The sequence below is a fragment of the Streptomyces sp. ME19-01-6 genome, from assembly GCF_033793745.1.
Classification (GTDB): domain Bacteria; phylum Actinomycetota; class Actinomycetes; order Streptomycetales; family Streptomycetaceae; genus Streptomyces.
Window position 1 is genome coordinate 76357 of record NZ_JARAXF010000001.1, and the last position, 13385, is coordinate 89741.

Below are 13385 nucleotides of genomic sequence, written 5' to 3' on the forward strand. Positions count from 1 at the left end.
CTGCGACGTTTCGGCCATCCTTCCACGCAAGGCCGGTCCGTCGCCCGCGATAATGCGCCCGCGCCCGCGGGAGCGCCTGTCAGGTGCCCGGAACGGGGCTGCTCCGAGCGGCGAGGCTCAGCTGAGCTCGGCCGCCACCAGCTCCGCGATCTGGATCGCGTTGAGCGCCGCCCCCTTGCGGAGGTTGTCGTTGGACAGGAAGAGCGCGAGGCCGTTGTCGACCGTCTCGTCCACGCGGATGCGGCCCACATAGCTGGCGTCCTTGCCCGCCGCCTGGAGCGGGGTCGGGATCTCCGAGAGCTCGACGCCCGGCGCCTTCGCCAGCAGCTCGTAAGCGCGCTCCACGCTCAGCGGATTGGCGAAGCGGGCGTTGACCTGCAGCGAGTGGCCGGTGAAGACGGGGACGCGGACGCAGGTGCCGGAGACCTTCAGCTCGGGGATCCCGAGGATCTTGCGGGACTCGTTACGGAGCTTCTGCTCCTCATCCGTCTCGAAGCGGCCGTCGTCGACGAGGTTGCCCGCGAACGGCAGCACATTGAAGGCGATGGGGCGCTTGTAGACGGCGGGCTCGGGGAACTCCACGGCGGCCCCGTCGTGGGTCAGCGCGGTCGCGCCGTCCACGGCCTTGCGGACCTGGCCGTCCAGCTCCTCCACACCGGAGAGGCCGGAGCCGGACACGGCCTGGTAGGTGGTGGCGACCAGGGCGGTGAGACCCGCCTCCTCGTGCAGCGGGCGCAGCACCGGCATGGCGGCCATGGTGGTGCAGTTCGGGTTGGCGATGATGCCCTTGGGGCGGTGCGCGACGGCGTCCGGGTTGACCTCGGAGACCACCAGCGGCACCTCGGGGTCCATCCGCCAGGCGGAGGAGTTGTCGATCACCACGGCGCCGGCCGCGGCCACCTTGGGCGCCAGCGCCCGGGAGGTGGCCCCGCCCGCGGAGAACAGCGCGATGTCCAGCCGGGAGTAGTCGGCGGTGGCCGCGTCCTCGACGGCGATCTCGGTGTCACGCCAGGGGAGCGTGCGCCCGGCGGAGCGGGCCGAGGCGAACAGGCGCAGCTCCTCGACCGGGAAGTCCCGCTCCGCGAGGATCTTCCGCATGACCCCGCCGACCTGGCCGGTGGCTCCGACGATTCCGATCCTCACGACGCGCTCCTTCACGTTCTGTGCCTGCTGCTGGGTGCCTGGCGTGCCGTCCCATCATGCGGGTGGCCCCGGCGACCTTGTCCAATCCATTGTCCGGTCTATTGCCGGATGCCTGGGACGGTCCGCGCCGCGCACACCCCGCGCCCAGAGCTCTGTCGGGGTTCCCAGCCCCGGTGAACTCCAAGTGAGCGGCGGGATTCCGGCGGCGGAGTGCGGGATGACCGTTCGCTCTCGCCAAGATCCACGTGCGTATTTCGGCGGCGGGCGTTGCCGCATCGTTAACTCACAGGTCATCCCCGCTGCCAACGATCCGAAGTGACAGGGCAGACCGCTGCCCGACCGCTTCCGCGTCCGCACTCGGGGAGACCCCGCATGTCCCGCATACGGTCCGCCACCTCCACCGCCCTCGACCGCCGCACCCTCCTGGTCGCCGCCGCCTCCGCCACCGCCGCGACCGGCATCGGGCTCGCCTTCGGGCCCGGCAGCGGCTCGGCGACCGCCTCGCAGCCGGCCCAGGTGCGCGCCGCCGGCCGCAGGGTCGTCACCGCCCCCGCGCTGCCCTCGAAGGCCGGCACGACGCTGGAGACCTTCTCCGCCCCGCGCGGCAGCGGCGCCTACCGTCGGCTCGGCGACGGCCCGGCCTGGACCCGTACCGTACGCACCGAGCTCGCCGGGGCCAAGGGCGGCCGGGAGAACCGGCGCACCACCCTCGCCTCCTTCGTGCAACTCACCGATCTGCACCTCACCGATGTGCAGCACCCGCTGCGCTACGAGTTCCTGCGCTCCGGGCGCCCGGGCGCCTGGCGGCCCCACGAGGCGCTGACCGTCGTCGGCGCCGCGTCCCTCATCGAGCGGGTCAACGGCCTGCGCGGCGGGCCCGCCACCGGCTCCCCGCTCTCCTTCGTCATGACCACCGGCGACAACACCGACAACAACGCGCGGATCGAGCTGGACTGGTTCCTGGGCGTGATGAACGGCGGCCGGATCATCCCCAACTCCGGCGACCCGCGCCAATACGAGGGCGTGCAGAACAGCGGGCTCAAGGCGTTCTGGCACCCGGAGAGCGCGCTGCGCGACGCCGACAAGCAGCTCGGCTTCCCGCGCATCGACGGCTTCCTCGAGGCCGCGCTGCGCGCCGTCAACAGCCCCGGGCTGCGGCTGCCGTGGTACTCGACCATCGGCAACCACGACGACCTGTCCGGCGGCGTCTACTCCTTCGGCGGGAACTACTTCGCGGACCTCGCCACCGGCAGCCGCAAGCTCCAGATCATCCCGGCCGCCGAGGCGGAGGAGCGCTTCAAGGACGAGCGCAAGGGCGGCGACCCCACGGGCAAGGTCATGAAGGAGCTGCTGCGGGCGCATGCGAAGGACATGCGCACCGTCACCCCCGACGAGCGCCGCGCGCCCTTCTCCCAGCGTGACTTCCTCGCCGCGCACCTGGACCCCGCCCACACCGGGCCCGGCCCGGTCGGCCACGGCTACACCAAGGCCAACCTGGACGAGGGCACCTGCTACTACTCGTTCCGGATCTCCGACGGCGTCCTCGGCATCAGCCTGGACACCACCGACCCGGGCGGCCACTACACCGGTTCCCTGGGCACCGCCCAGCTGCGCTGGCTGGAGCGGACCCTGAAGGCCCACAAGGACGACCGGATCCTGGTCTTCAGCCACCACTACAGCCGCAGCATGGACAACCTGAACCGCGACCCGGCCCGCCCGGGCGAGGCCCGGCACGGCGGCGACGAGATCGTGGCCCTCTTCAAGCGCCACCCCCAGGTGCTGGCGTGGATCAACGGTCACAGCCACAAGAACGAGATCATCCCGCGCGGCACCTTCTGGGAGATCACCACCGCCTCGCACGTGGACTTCCCCCAGATGGCCCGGGTGATCGAGGTCGTGGACAACCACGACGGCACGCTGTCGCTGTTCACCACCCTCGTCGAGTCGGCCGCGCCGCGCCGCACGGACCACTCCGACCTGTCCCAGACCGGCCTCGCCGCGCTCTACCGGGAGCTGTCCTACAACGCTCCGGGGCGCAGCCAGGCCCTCGCGGGCGCCGCGGGCGACCGCAACACCGAGTTGCTGCTGCGCAAGCCGTGACATGACGCGCCGCGGTCCGGCCGGATCACCTGGGCCGGATCACGACGTAGGGCGCGGGCGCGCGGTCGACCGACGCGATCAGCGCGGTGCGGACCACCGCGGCCTGCGCCTCCAGGCACTCGCGGAGCTTCTTCGGGGTGACGCGCACGACCGTGATGCCCATCCGTTCCATGTGCTCGCCCCCGGGCGTGAAGCCGCCCAGCGGATCGTGCGCGCCGTCCTGTCGGGGCGTGCGCGCGTCGATCTCCAGCGCCACGGCCTGCAGCGGCCAGTACGCGTCCACCCCGGCCAGCAGGGAGCCGCCGGGCAGCCGCAGCTCGACGTTCCACAGCGGCTCGGGCAGGGAGCATCCGCGCACCATGTCGTACAGCAGGGCCTCGGCCATCGCCCGCCCCTCGGCCAGCAGCGCGTCGACGGCGTCGACGACATGCGGCCGGGACAGCAGCCGGGCCCGGCTCAGCTCCCCTACGACGGACGACGCCTCGCAGTGTCCCTGGCGCACGGCCTCGACGAGCAGCCGGCGGACGGCCGAGGCGTCGGACAGCTGGGCCACCGCGTCGGCGAGGGCGCGGGCAGCGGGGGCGGTCGGCAGGCCGGTGATCTCCCGGGGGCAGGGCAGGGCGGCGGCGCGGACGAAGCGCACATAGCCGGTCGAGCGCAGCCGCCGCGCGCGCGGTACGAGCACATCGACGCGGTCCAGGGCGCGCAGCGAGGGGGTGGCGGAGAAGCGGTGCAGGGCCAGCGCGGCCGGTCCGGTGATCATGGCCTCGCCGTACGGCCCGCCCGCCCCGGGCGCCGGGAGGGCGCCTTCCGGGCCGCCCGGGCGCACGCGGCTCGCCGCGTACAGGAGCGCCGCGTGCAGCCGCTCCTCGCCGGTGGCGGGGCCGGGGTGGAGCAGATGGACGCCCGGCAGGATCCGCTGCCAGGGGCCGCCGGGGCGGCAGCGCTCGGCGGCCTCGGCCGCCGTCACGCCGTGCTCACGGAGCTGACGACTCGTCAGGACGCTGCGCCCGCCGTCCGGGAGGTGGTGCAGCGGGCGGGGCGAGAGCGGGGTGTCGGAGTTCATGACCCCGCCATTCCCGGGCCCGCCCGGCTCGCTAACCGCTGTTACACACCCGTCGACAAATGCGGACAACACCGCCCTAAAGTACGGGCGTTCGATTGCCGAAAACACCTGGTCCGCCGGAAAACACCGGGCCTGCCGACAACGACCCCTCAGACGGCCGAGCGCGCGTCGCACTCCTGTCCGCGCAGCGCCCGGGCGAGGTCGTCCCGGGCCTCCAGGACCAGCCGGCGCAGCGCGGGCGCCGCGTTCGGGTGGCCGGTCAGCCAGGCGTCGGCCGCCTCCAGTGTCGTGGTGTCGCCCTGCGCGGGGAACAGGCCGCGGACGATCGACATCGCGATCTCGATCGACCGCTCCCGCCACACCCCCTCGATCATGGTGAAGTACCGGTCCTCGTACGGCGTGAGCAGCTCCGTCTGCGAGGGCTGGGCGAAGCCCGCGATGGTGGCCTCCACCAGGGCGTTGGACAGCGCGTCGGACTCCACGACCGACGCCCACGCCTCCGCCTTGACCTCGGCCGACGGCCGGGCGGTCAGGCAGCGCACCTGGTGGCGTTTGCCGGAGGCGGTGTCGTCGCGGGCCAGCTCCGCCGCGATCAGCGCCTCGTCGGCCGCTCCCTGGGCGGCCAGCGAGGCCAGGAACGTCCAGCGCAGCTCCTGGTCGACATCCAGCCCGTCGATCCGGGCCGTGCCGTCCAGCAGCCCGCGCAGCAGCCGCTGGTCCAGATCGGTGGCGGCGGTCTGGGAGAAGAACCGCGCCCAGGCCAGCTGATGGCCGCTGCCCGGCGTGGCCAGGCGCAGCTCGCGCAGCCCGCCCTCGGCGACCCGCAGGCCACCCTCCTCGCGCCAGTCGGGCGCCGCGTAGTACTGAAGCGCGGACTGGGCCCACGCCTGGACCATCTGCACCACGCCGATGTCGGTCTCCGCCCCGCCGAAGCGCTCCACCAGGTCCAGGAAGTCTCGGGCGGGCATCAGCGCGTCCCGCGTCAGATTCCACAGGGCGGACCAGCACAGCGCCCGCGCGAGGGGGTCGGCCAGCTCGCCCAGGTGAGCGCGCAGGGTCTCCAGCGAGACCTCGTCGAAGCGGATCTTGCAGTAGGTGAGGTCGTCGTCGTTGACCAGGATCAGATCGGGCCGCTCGGCCCCGGTCAGCTCGGTCACCACCGTACGGGGGCCGTCCACGTCGATCTCGGCCCGGGCGTAGCGCACCAACGCGCTGGGCTCGCCCGCCCCGGCGCCGTCCCGACGGTAGAGGCCGACGGCGACCCGGTGCGGGCGCAGCGTCGGATGCTCGGCGGAGGCGGCCTCCTGGACGATCGACAGCTCGGTGATGTGGCCGGCCGCGTCATAGGTGGCCTGCGGGGTGAGCACATTGACCCCGGCCGTCTCCAGCCAGGCCCGGGACCAGGCGGCCATGTCCCGGCCGGAGGTCTCGGTCAGCACCGACAGCAGGTCGGCCAGGCGCGTATTGCCGAACGCGTGGCGCTTGAAGTAGCGGCGCGCGCCCTCCAGGAAGGCGTCCCGCCCGGCGTAGGCCACCAACTGCTTGAGGACGGAGGCGCCCTTGGCGTAGGTGATCCCGTCGAAGTTGAGCTTGGCGTCCTCCAGGTCGCGGATGTCGGCCGTGACCGGGTGGGTGGACGGCAGCTGGTCGGCACGGTACGCCCAGGCCTTGCGGCGGTTGGCGAAGGTGATCCAGCCGTCGGTGAAGCGGGTCGACTCGACGAGCGAGAAGGCGCCCATGAAGTCCGCGAAGGACTCCTTGAGCCACAGGTCGTCCCACCACTCCATGGTGACCAGGTCGCCGAACCACATATGGGCCATCTCATGGAGGATCACATTGGCCCGGTGCTCGTACGAGGCCTGGGTGACCTTGCCGCGGAAGACGAACTCCTCGCGGAAGGTCACACAGCCCGGGTTCTCCATCGCGCCGAGGTTGTACTCGGGCACGAACGCCTGGTCGTACTTCCCGAAGGGGTACGGGTAGTCGAAGTGGTCATGGAAGAAGTCCAGGCCCTGCTTGGTGACGGTGAAGATGTCGTCCGCGTCGAAGTGCTTGGCGAGCGAGGCGCGGCACAGCGCGCCCAGCGGGATCTCCAGGGCGGAGCCGTCCGGAAAGGTGCGGCTGTAGTGGTCCCGCTCGTAGTGGTACGGGCCGGCGACGACCGCCGTGATGTATGTGGAGATCGGCTCGGTCGGCGCGAAGCGGGTGGTGGCGAACCCGTCGTCGGCGCCCCACGGCTCGACCTCGGTCACCGCGCCGTTGCCGAGCACCGTCCAGCCCCGCGGGGCGGTCACCGAGAAGGCGAAGCGGGCCTTGAGGTCGGGCTGCTCGAAATTCGCGAAGACGCGGCGCGCGTCGGCCGGCTCGTACTGCGTGTACAGATAGACCTGGCCGTCCTCGGGGTCCACAAAGCGGTGCAGCCCCTCGCCGGTCCTGCTGTAGGCGCACTGTGCGTCCACCACCAGCTCGTTCTCCGCGGCGAGGGAGTCGAGGGCGATCCGCGCGCCGTCGAAGACGGCCTCCGGGTCGAGCTCCCGGCCGTTCAGCCGCACGGCGGTGACCCGCGGCGCGAGCAGATCGATGAACGACGCCGCCCCCGGCTCGGCACTGCGGAAGCGCACCGTGGTGCTCGAGCGGAAGGTACGCGGCCCGGTGCCGGTGTGCTCCCCCACCGCGGACCTCAGATCGAGCGCCACATCGTACGAGTCCACGGCCAGCAGCCGCGCGCGCTCGCGGGCCTCGTCACGGGTCAGGTTCTCGCCGGGCAAGACGCGGCTCCCTCGTCATCGTCTCGAATATCGGGACACTCGGATACCCGAAATCATGTCACGCACCACTGACAACGGGAATCGGGGAATGGCCGCCGCGCCCGGCCGTGTTCTGTGGGACACATATCGCTTTTCCGTGCCTGCCCGTTCGAGGAGAGAGATCGTGACCGAAACCGCCAATACTCCTGCCGATTTCTGGTTCGACCCGCTGTGTCCCTGGGCCTGGGTGACCTCCCGCTGGATGCTGGAGGTGGAGAAGGTCCGCCCGGTCGAGGTGCGTTGGCATGTGATGAGTCTGGCCGTGCTCAACGAGCCCAAGCTCGACGAACTGCCCGAGGAGTACCGCGAACTGCTCGAGACAGCCTGGGGCCCGGTCCGGGTCTGCATAGCCGCCGAGCAGAAGCACGGCAGCGAGGTCCTTGGCCCGCTCTACACCGCCCTCGGCACCCGCTTCCACAACCAGGGCCTGGAGAAGAACCGCGAGACGATCGTCGCCGCCCTCGAGGAGGCCGGCCTGCCCGCCGAGCTCGCGGACGCCGCCGATTCCGACGAGTACGACACCGAGCTGCGCGCCTCTCACAAGGAGGGCATCGACCTGGTCGGCCAGGACGTGGGCACCCCGGTCATCGCGGTCCCCGGCGCCGACGGCGACCAGATCGCCTTCTTCGGCCCGGTCGTCACCCCCGCGCCCAAGGGCGAGGCCGCCGCCAAGCTGTGGGACGGCACGCTGCTCGTCGCCTCGATCCCGGGCTTCTACGAGATCAAGCGCACCCGCACCGTGGGCCCGATCTTCGACTGAGGCACACCCGACAGACGGCACACCCGGCAGGGCGAACGGCGAAGGCCCTTACGCGGGACGGTCGCGCGGGGGCCTTCGGGCCGGGCCGGGGGAGGGCGGTCAGCTCCGCGCCGCCGCCAACCGCTGCCGCACGTATCCGACCGCCGCGAGCGTCACCGTCAGCCCGGCCGAGAAGTAGAGCTGGGTGCGGGTGTCGGCCTCGCGGGTCATCAGCACCAGGACGGCGACCGTCCCGGCCAGCGCCACCCACGTCAGATACGGGAACAGCCACATCTTCACCACGAGCTTCTCGGGCGCCTCGCGCTCCACCCGCCGGCGCATCCTCAGCTGCGAGACCGCGATGAAGCCCCACACGATCAGCACGGCCCCGCCGACCATGTTCAGCAGCCATTTGAAGACGGTGTCCGGCCACAAGTAGCTCAGCACCACCGCGAAGAAGCCGAAGGCGGAGGAGGCGAGCACGGTCACCCGGGGCACCCCGCCGCTGACCTTGCCGAGGATCGCCGGCCCCTCGCCGCGCCTGGCGAGCGAGTACGCCATACGGGAGGCGCCGTAGATGTTGGCGTTCATCGCGGAGAGCAGGGCCACCAGCACGATGACGTTCATGAGCTGCCCGGCCGCCGGGATGCCGAGGTGCTTGAGCACGGCCACGTACGGGCCCTCGACGACCACCGACGGGTCGTTCCACGGGATCAGGGTGACGGCGACCAGCATCGAGCCGACGTAGAACAGGGCGATGCGCCACATCGCGGTGCGCACGGCGCTCGCGACCCCCTGGACCGGGTGCTCGGACTCCGCCGCCGCGATGGTGACCGTCTCCAGTCCGCCGTAGGCGAACACGGTGGCCGGCAGGCCCACGACGAGGCCGTCGAGGCCGTTGGGCAGGAAGCCATGGGTCCCGGTGAGGTTGGCGGCGCCCGGGGCGTCGGTGCCCGGGAGCAGGCCGAGGATGGCCAGCACACCCAGGACCAGGAAGAGCGAGATCGCGGTGATCTTCAGGGCGGCGAACCAGAACTCGAACTCGCCGAAGTTGCCGACGGCCGCCAGGTTCGTCCCACAGAAGATCACCATGAACAGCGCGACCCACATCCAGGACTCGGTGTCCGGCAGCCAGCGGACCATGATCCCCGCCGCGCCGATCGCCTCGGCCGCGATGCCCACGCACAGCAGCCCCCAGAACATCCAGCCCACGGTGAACCCCGCCCACGGCCCGATCGCCCGCTCGGCGTGCACGGAGAAGGAGCCGGAGGCCGGGTTGGCCGCCGACATCTCGCCGAGCATGCGCATCACGAGCATCACGAGCAGGCCGGACAGCACATACGCGACCACGATCGACGGCCCGGCGGCCGCGATGCCGGCGCCGGAGCTGACGAACAGGCCCGCGCCGATCACACCCCCGAGGGCGATCATCGACAGATGGCGCTGCTTGAGGCCCTGGGACAGCGGCGCGCCGCCGACCTGGCCGGTGCCGACCGCCTCGGCGTCGCGTGCCTGAGCGGAGGACGCGGGTGTCCGTTTCATGGGTTTGTTGTGTCCATTGCATGAGGTGGTACCTGGCGCAAAACGCCCTCAGTGTGAGGGACTTGTCCGCTCAGGACAACATTCGGGACCAGGATGTCTGCATATCGGACCCTCGTGTGACGCTGCGTACCCGCCCCATTGCCCGGCCGACGGCTGCCGGAAGTCTCCAAGCGGGCCGGTGCGGCTTTGTCGCTCGTCGACCGTGATCGCGGCCCGGCCCCCGGGTTACCGTCACCGTGTCCCACACCGCCTCTCACCTCGGAGAACCGCCGATGAGCACCGCTTCTGCCGCCACCGTCCACCCGGGTACGGTCCTCGCGGACGTGATCTTCCCGGCCCGCCGGGCCCGGTTGGCCGCCGCTTCCGCCAGGCGTGTCCTGGCCCGGGACGCCGCCCTGGTCGTCGGAGGCGCCGCGCTCACCGGCCTCGCCGCGCAGATCTCCGTGCCCGTCCCCGGCTCCCCGGTCCCGGTGACCGGCCAGACCTTCGCCGCGCTGCTGGTCGGCACCTCGCTCGGCGCCCGCCGCGGCTTCCTCTCCCTCGCCCTGTACACCCTCCTCGGCATGGCGGGCCTGCCGTGGTTCGCCGAGGGCCACTCGGGCGCGGCGATGCCGTCCTTCGGCTATGTGCTGGGCATGCTGCTCGCCGCGGCTGCGGTGGGCGCGCTGGCGCGGCGCGGCGGGGACCGCGGGGTGCTGCGTACGGCGGGCACCATGGCGCTCGGCTCGGCGATCATCTACGCCGTCGGCGTCCCCTATCTCGCGCTGGCCGCGGACATCTCCCTCAGCCAGGCCGTCACCGCGGGCCTCACGCCGTTCCTGATCGGCGACGCGCTGAAGGCCGCGCTGGCGATGGGCGCGCTGCCCACCGCCTGGAAGCTGATCGGCCGCCGCGGCTGACGCGTTCCGCGCGGCCGCCCGCCCCGCTCCCGCATGCCGGTACGGGAGCGGGGCGGACGGCCTTGGCGGTCGCGGAGCCCCATCGGACACCCTCTTAAGGGAGCACCGACTCCTTGGGCTCGCTGCCGGCGCCCTCGGTGGCGGCAGCGCGCCGGGCCCCGGGGAGCCGTTCGCGGACCAGCGCCAAGGCCACGACCACCACGGCCACCGCCGTGGACAGCAGCACCTGGTCCCGCCCGTCCTTGTCGGTGAGCATGTAGACCAGCACGAACGAGATCATCGCGATCGTCGCCCAGGTCAGATACGGGAACAGCCACATCCGGACGACCAGCTTGTCCGGGTTCTCGCGCAGGATGATCCCGCGCATCCTCAGCTGGGTGAAACAGATCACCAGCCAGACGAACAGCGCGACCGCGCCCGAGGAGTTCAGCAGGAACTGGAAGACCGTGTCCGGCCACTGGTAGTTGAACCAGACCGCGACGAAGCCGAAGACGACCGACCCGAGGATCGCGGTCTGCGGCACCCCGCGCGAGGTGGTCTTCGCGAAGGCGGCCGGCGCGTCCCCGCGCCGGCCCAGCGAGAAGGCCATCCGGGAGGCGGTGTAGAGGCCGGAGTTCAGGCAGGACAGCACGGCCGTCAGTACGATCACATTCATGACCTGGCCCGCGTGCGGGATGCCGATCGAGTCGAGCGCGGCCACGTAACTGCCCTTCGACTTGTCCGCGATCCCCGGGTTGTCCCACGGCAGCAGCGTCACCACGACGAAGATCGAGCCCAGGTAGAACACCGCGACACGCCAGATCACGCTGTTGGTCGCCTTGGTCACCGCCCGCTGCGGGTCGGCGGACTCACCGGCGGCGAGGGTGACAATCTCGCTGCCCATGAAGGAGAAGACGACCAGCAGCACCCCGGTGAGGATCGCGCCCGGGCCGTGCGGCAGGAACCCGCCGTGGTCGGTGAGGTGTGCGAGGCCCGCCCCCTCGTTGTCCGAGCCGGGCAGCAGCCCGAAGACGGCCAGCCCGCCCACCACGATGAACGCGGCGATCGCGACGACCTTGATCCCGGCGAACCAGAACTCGAACTCGCCGTAGGAGGAGACCGAGGCCAGGTTGGCCGCGGTGAGCACCACCATCACGATCAGCGCCCAGCCCCACTGCGGCACCTTCGGCATCCAGCCTTCGAGGATCTCGGCGCCCGCGGTCGCCTCGACCGCCAGCACCACCACCCAGAAGAACCAGTAGAGCCAGCCGATCGAGAACCCGGCCCAGCGGCCCAGCGCCCGGTCTGCGTAGGCGGAGAACGACCCCGAGGTCGGGTTGGCGGCAGCCATCTCGCCGAGCATCCGCATGACCAGGACGACCATGAGGCCGACCAGCGCGTAGGAGACGAGGATGCCGGGCCCGGCCTTGGCGATGCCGGCGCCGGATCCGACAAACAGGCCGGCGCCGATCACCCCGCCGATCGCGATCATCGACAGATGGCGATTCTTGAGGCCGGCCTTGAGTCCGTCGGACGGGGCGTCGGGGCCGGGGGAGCCGGTCGCCGCTTCGGCCGAGTTGGCCGCGGGTTGTGCGCTCATGCTCGATCCTTTGCTCTTGGGTGACGAGCGTCGCCAGTGAAACTCAGGGGGACGATCAACTGAACCTTTGATTCCGGATCGTTACCTGGGATTGTCGTGGGTTTCGTTGGCATTACTGAGACCTGCGGCAACTCCTACCCCGGGCCGTGGGGGCGACACGGCCGTGTCACACTCGGGGCATGCGCGTGTACCTCGGCTCCGACCATGCCGGTTTCGAACTCAAGAACCATCTAGTTGAGTGGCTCCGGGCGGCCGGCCATGAGCCCGTCGACTGCGGGCCCCACATCTACGACGCCCAGGACGACTACCCGCCGTTCTGCCTGCGGGCCGCCGAGCGGACCGCGGCCGACGCCGACAGCCTCGGCATCGTGATCGGCGGCTCCGGCAACGGTGAGCAGATCGCCGCCAACAAGGTCAAGGGCGTGCGCGCCGCGCTGGCCTGGAGCGAGCAGACCGCCGCGCTCGGTCGTGAGCACAACAACGCCAATGTGATCAGCGTCGGTGGCCGGATGCACACGCAGGAAGAGGCGACCAAGTTTGTCGAGATCTTCCTGAACACCCCGTACTCGGGTGAGGAGCGCCACACCCGGCGCATCGAGATGCTCTCGGCCTACGAGACCACCGGCGAGCTGCCGTCCATCCCTGCCCACCACCCGCAGCAGGACTGATGGCCTGATGCCCGAAGGGCACACCATCCACCGGCTGGCCGCCGACCACAGTGAGCTGTTCGGCGGCCGGCCCGTACGCGCCAGCAGCCCGCAGGGCAAGTTCACCGACGGCGCGGCGCTGATCGACGGGCAGGTGCTGGAGCACGCCGAGGCCCACGGCAAGCACCTCTTCCTGGGCTTCCCGGCGACCGGCTGGGTCCATGTCCACCTCGGCCTGTTCGGCAAGGTGGGTCTCGGCCCGGCCCCCGCCCCGCCGCCCACCGACACCGTACGGCTGCGGCTGGCCACCAAGACGGCGTACGCGGACCTGCGCGGCCCGACCGCCTGCGCGCTGATCACCGACGACGAGAAGCGGGCGGTACACGACCGGCTCGGCCCGGACCCGCTGCGCCCCTCGGACGACGGGGGCCGCGCCTGGGCCCGGGTCTCCCGCAGCCGTACCAGTGTCGCCGCGCTGCTGCTCGACCAGAAGGTGGTCGCGGGGGTCGGCAACGTCTACCGCGCCGAGGTCCTCTTCCGGCACGGCATCGACCCGTACCGCGCGGGCCGCGACCTGAGCCGCGCCGAGTGGGACGCGATCTGGGCGGACCTCGTGGCGCTGATGCGCGAGGGCGTGCGGAACAACCGGATCGACACGGTCCGCCCCGAGCACACCCCCGAGGCGATGGGCCGCCCGCCGCGCGTCGACGACCACGGCGGCGAGGTCTACGTCTACCGCCGGGACCGACAGCCCTGCCACATCTGCGGCGGCGAGGTGCGCACCGCGGACCTCGCCAACCGCAATTTGTTCTGGTGCCCGAACTGTCAGCGCCGTTAGGGCCCACAGGCCCTGGCCGAGCGCG

Annotated in this window: 10 protein-coding genes; 5 read left to right on the forward strand and 5 right to left on the reverse strand. The window is 71.5% G+C overall.

Annotated elements, in window-relative coordinates:
- Positions 1–117: 117 nt before the first annotated feature.
- Positions 118–1143 (reverse strand): aspartate-semialdehyde dehydrogenase, encoded by a 1026-nt coding sequence (locus PV419_RS00320; protein ID WP_319685561.1) that lies wholly within the window; start codon positions 1141–1143, stop codon positions 118–120.
- 372 nt (positions 1144–1515) lie between these two features.
- Here PV419_RS00320 and PV419_RS00325 point away from each other — a divergent pair, with 372 nt between their 5' ends.
- Complete coding sequence (locus PV419_RS00325; protein WP_319685562.1) at positions 1516–3243, forward strand: TIGR03767 family metallophosphoesterase; 1728 nt, start codon at positions 1516–1518, stop codon at positions 3241–3243.
- A 25-nt stretch (positions 3244–3268) separates the two neighbouring features.
- Here the strand turns inward: PV419_RS00325 and PV419_RS00330 are convergent, their stop codons facing one another.
- Together PV419_RS00330 and pepN are read right to left on the reverse strand one after the other, a co-directional pair.
- Positions 3269–4309, reverse strand: a complete 1041-nt coding sequence (locus PV419_RS00330; protein WP_319685563.1) for a hypothetical protein — start codon at positions 4307–4309, stop codon at positions 3269–3271.
- A gap of 149 nt (positions 4310–4458) precedes the next feature.
- Positions 4459–7077, reverse strand: a complete 2619-nt coding sequence (pepN, locus tag PV419_RS00335; RefSeq protein ID WP_319685564.1) for an aminopeptidase N — start codon at positions 7075–7077, stop codon at positions 4459–4461.
- A 163-nt stretch (positions 7078–7240) separates the two neighbouring features.
- Between pepN and PV419_RS00340 the strand changes: the two genes are divergently transcribed.
- Positions 7241–7876 carry a DsbA family protein gene (locus PV419_RS00340; RefSeq protein WP_319685565.1) on the forward strand — a complete coding sequence of 212 codons (636 nt, stop codon included), beginning with the start codon at positions 7241–7243 and terminating at the stop codon, positions 7874–7876.
- Positions 7877–7975: 99 nt separating this feature from the next.
- Here the strand turns inward: PV419_RS00340 and PV419_RS00345 are convergent, their stop codons facing one another.
- On the reverse strand, positions 7976–9397 hold the full coding sequence (locus PV419_RS00345) for an amino acid permease (protein ID WP_319685566.1): 1422 nt from the start codon (positions 9395–9397) through the stop codon (positions 7976–7978).
- A 272-nt stretch (positions 9398–9669) separates the two neighbouring features.
- On the opposite strand from PV419_RS00345, the gene PV419_RS00350 reads away from it, so the two are divergent.
- The gene (locus tag PV419_RS00350) at positions 9670–10296 is read left to right on the forward strand and encodes a biotin transporter BioY (protein WP_319685567.1); all 627 of its coding nucleotides are present in this window, start codon (positions 9670–9672) and stop codon (positions 10294–10296) included.
- A gap of 94 nt (positions 10297–10390) precedes the next feature.
- Here PV419_RS00350 and PV419_RS00355 read toward each other — a convergent pair whose 3' ends face one another.
- Positions 10391–11875 carry an amino acid permease gene (locus PV419_RS00355; protein WP_319685568.1) on the reverse strand — a complete coding sequence of 495 codons (1485 nt, stop codon included), beginning with the start codon at positions 11873–11875 and terminating at the stop codon, positions 10391–10393.
- Positions 11876–12054: 179 nt separating this feature from the next.
- On the opposite strand from PV419_RS00355, the gene PV419_RS00360 reads away from it, so the two are divergent.
- Together PV419_RS00360 and PV419_RS00365 are read left to right on the forward strand one after the other, a co-directional pair.
- On the forward strand, positions 12055–12543 hold the full coding sequence (locus PV419_RS00360; protein ID WP_319685569.1) for a ribose-5-phosphate isomerase: 489 nt from the start codon (positions 12055–12057) through the stop codon (positions 12541–12543).
- Positions 12544–12550: 7 nt separating this feature from the next.
- Positions 12551–13360, forward strand: coding sequence for an Fpg/Nei family DNA glycosylase (locus tag PV419_RS00365; protein WP_319685570.1), 810 nt, complete (start codon positions 12551–12553; stop codon positions 13358–13360).
- Positions 13361–13385: the final 25 nt, after the last annotated feature.

Excerpts from the sequence above, each read along its gene's own strand:
- PV419_RS00325 (WP_319685562.1), top strand. The coding sequence starts at position 1,516 with ATGTCCCGCATACGGTCCGCCACCTCCACCGCCCTCGACCGCCGCACC.
- PV419_RS00330 (WP_319685563.1), bottom strand. The coding sequence starts at position 4,309 with ATGAACTCCGACACCCCGCTCTCGCCCCGCCCGCTGCACCACCTCCCG.
- PV419_RS00345 (WP_319685566.1), bottom strand. The coding sequence starts at position 9,397 with ATGAAACGGACACCCGCGTCCTCCGCTCAGGCACGCGACGCCGAGGCG.
- PV419_RS00350 (WP_319685567.1), top strand. The coding sequence starts at position 9,670 with ATGAGCACCGCTTCTGCCGCCACCGTCCACCCGGGTACGGTCCTCGCG.
- PV419_RS00355 (WP_319685568.1), bottom strand. The coding sequence starts at position 11,875 with ATGAGCGCACAACCCGCGGCCAACTCGGCCGAAGCGGCGACCGGCTCC.
- PV419_RS00360 (WP_319685569.1), top strand. The coding sequence starts at position 12,055 with ATGCGCGTGTACCTCGGCTCCGACCATGCCGGTTTCGAACTCAAGAAC.
- PV419_RS00365 (WP_319685570.1), top strand. The coding sequence starts at position 12,551 with ATGCCCGAAGGGCACACCATCCACCGGCTGGCCGCCGACCACAGTGAG.